The organism is Burkholderia sp. AW49-1 (assembly GCF_053427845.1).
Map to the genome: position 1 here is coordinate 1 of NZ_JBSAXF010000072.1, position 1792 is coordinate 1792.

At 63.7% G+C, this 1792-nt stretch carries 2 protein-coding genes; one reads left to right on the forward strand and one right to left on the reverse strand.

What is annotated here, in order from left to right; genetic code table 11:
* Positions 1-61: 61 nt before the first annotated feature.
* Complete coding sequence (argF, locus tag ACV22W_RS33410) at positions 62-991, reverse strand: ornithine carbamoyltransferase (protein WP_059511839.1); 930 nt, start codon at positions 989-991, stop codon at positions 62-64.
* Positions 992-1404: 413 nt separating this feature from the next.
* Here argF and ACV22W_RS33415 point away from each other — a divergent pair, with 413 nt between their 5' ends.
* Positions 1405-1725, forward strand: coding sequence for a DUF3579 domain-containing protein (locus ACV22W_RS33415; RefSeq protein WP_006762342.1), 321 nt, complete (start codon positions 1405-1407; stop codon positions 1723-1725).
* Positions 1726-1792 lie beyond the last annotated feature (67 nt).

Consider the following 1792-nt stretch of genomic DNA (forward strand, 5'->3'; position numbering starts at 1 on the left):
TCGTCGACCGGCGCCTTTTTTTCGCATGCCGCCCGGTGCCGGCGGCGCGCGGGTGCTGCGATCAGTGCTTGAGGCGGCCGAGCAGCAGGAACTCCATCAGCGCCTTCTGCACGTGCAGGCGGTTTTCCGCCTCGTCCCACACGACGCTCTGCGGGCCGTCGATCACGCCGGCCGTCACTTCCTCGCCGCGGTGCGCGGGCAGGCAGTGCATGAAAAGCGCGTCCGCGTTCGCGTGGCCCATCATTTCCTCGTCGACGCACCAGTCGGCAAATGCCTGCTTGCGCGCTTCGTTCTCGGCTTCGAAGCCCATGCTCGTCCACACGTCGGTCGTCACGAGATCGGCGCCCTTGCACGCTTCGTTCGGATCGTCGAACACCTCGTAGAACGGCGCGCTGTCCGGCGACACGAGCTTCATGTCGAGTGCATAGCCCGGCGGCGTCGACAGGCGCAGCTTGAAGCCGAGGATCTGCGCGGCTTCGATCCACGTGTACAGCATGTTGTTCGCATCGCCGACCCAAGCGACCGTCTTGCCGGCGATCGGGCCTCGGTGCTCGTAGTACGTGAAGATGTCGGCGAGCACCTGGCACGGGTGGTATTCGTTGGTCAGGCCGTTGATCACCGGCACGCGGGAGTTTTCCGCGAAGCGCGTGATCACGTCCTGCTCGAACGTGCGGATCATGATGATGTCGACCATCCGCGAGATGACCTGCGCGGAATCCTCGACCGGCTCGCCGCGGCCGAGCTGCGTGTCGCGCGTGCTCATGAACACCGCGTGGCCGCCGAGCTGGAAGATGCCGGCTTCGAATGACAGGCGTGTGCGCGTCGAGCTCTTCTCGAAGATCATCGCGAGCGTGCGGTCGTGCAGCGGGTGATAGGTCTCGTAGTTCTTGAACTTGCGCTTCAGGATACCCGTGCGTTCGAGCACGTACTCGTAGTCTTCCAGCGAGAAATCCTTGAACTGCAGGTAGTGACGAATGGTTTTGGCGGTCATGAAACGAGATACGGCGGGTCTGAACCGGCAACGGGGCCGGACGGCGCCGCCGTCGGGTGTGGATAACTCAAAGCAGCATAAAGGATTTTCTGTGCTTTGACGAGCCGCGACGAAAACCGGGGCGGGATCGTCGCATGCATGGGAGGATGCCGGAAGAGGGGCCGCGAGACGACGCGCGATGTCGCGCTGCGGTATAATCCAAAAGTTTTCTCCAGCCCGGCAGGCAAGGCTCTTCGCGCTCTGCCGGACACAAGCCATGCGCTGCACAAATCCGGTGCGGCGCGCCGGCGGCACGCAGCGACGTCCTGTTTTCGGGATATCGGAGCGCGTGTGTCGCCGTCCACTCCAGCTTTGTGTTCGCGTATCCAGGCGCCGTCGCCTGGACATCGCCGGGCCGTCACTTGGGTAACCACATGGCTGAAACCCCTCCGACCGAATTCTTCATCCAGGGCATCACGAAAGACGGGAAAAAGTTTCGCCCGAGCGACTGGTCGGAGCGTCTGGCCGGCGTGATGGCCTGTTTCGGGCCGGGTGCGAGCGGGCCGAACGCGCGCCTGAAATATTCGCTGTACGTGCGCCCGACGATGCTCGGCGATCTGAAATGCGTGATCCTCGATTCCCGGCTGCGCGACATCGAGCCAATGGCGTTCGATTTCGTGCTGAACTTCGCGAAGGACAACAACCTCGTCGTCACCGAGGCGTGCGAGTTGCCGGACTACAACGAGAAGAAGTGACTTCGACGGGCGAGGGGAGCATCCCGCGCCCGCGCCTGACGGTCGCCCGGCGCGATGCGCAGGCGAC

Bases quoted from the DNA above. Each gene is read 5' to 3' on its own strand.
- argF (WP_059511839.1), bottom strand. From the start codon at position 991: ATGACCGCCAAAACCATTCGTCACTACCTGCAGTTCAAGGATTTCTCG.
- ACV22W_RS33415 (WP_006762342.1), top strand. From the start codon at position 1,405: ATGGCTGAAACCCCTCCGACCGAATTCTTCATCCAGGGCATCACGAAA.